Raw genomic sequence first — 618 nt, 5'->3', positions numbered from 1 at the left:
ACCCCGAGGACAACGAATACCCCAAGTCCCCGGTGAATAGCCCGCCAAGCTGATTGAGATGCTGAACGATCAGCGGCTGGTCATATCCGTAGTAGGCCTTCATCTGTGCGATGGTGGCCGGATCGGCAGAGGAGTCTGCGGAAAGGAAGATTGTCACCGGGTCGTTCGGCAACGCCTGCACCGCCAGAAATACTGCGGTGTAGGCCAACAAAATCACCAGTAGTGCCTGCCCTATGCGTTTAGCGATGTATCCACCCATGATGTGTTTCCTTAACCGTTGCTCTTCCAAGCACCCTGGAAGATTGGTGCGGTGCCGGAAGTAAAGTCGATATGCGCGTCCTTATTGGCGCCGTATACCTGCACTTCATCCCACAGCACGAGGGTCAGCGCCTTGTCGAGTACCAGCTCACGCTGTTCTTCTTCCACGAGTTTCAGGTGTTCTTCCTCGGTGGTGGCCGCCTGCTCACGAGTGAACAGGTCGTTCAGTTCTTTGTCTGCATTGAGGGTCTGGTTATTCGTGGCCGGGGCGTAAACCGGGCCCAGGCCTCCATAGGCAAACTGCCGGGTTCCGAAGAATTCGATCTGATCATCGACCATGGCGTTAGTGAGGAAAGAATT

General features: G+C 55.3%; 1 protein-coding gene and 1 pseudogene. Both read right to left on the bottom strand.

From position 1 onward, the window contains the following. A pseudogene (locus Q7C21_RS22425) lies at positions 1 to 259 on the bottom strand (ABC transporter permease); the annotation flags it as partial. Between the two features lie 11 nt (positions 260 to 270). Beyond that, positions 271 to 618, bottom strand: a 348-nt coding sequence (locus Q7C21_RS22420; RefSeq protein WP_375151146.1) for a hypothetical protein, incomplete at its 5' end; no start/stop codon positions are given.

Origin of the sequence: Pantoea sp. ANP04 (genome assembly GCF_041982285.1) — a bacterium.
GTDB lineage: Bacteria > Pseudomonadota > Gammaproteobacteria > Enterobacterales > Enterobacteriaceae > Pantoea > Pantoea eucalypti.
Note: the sequence above shows the minus strand (reverse complement) of the source record. Positions and strands in the feature narration are given on the sequence as shown.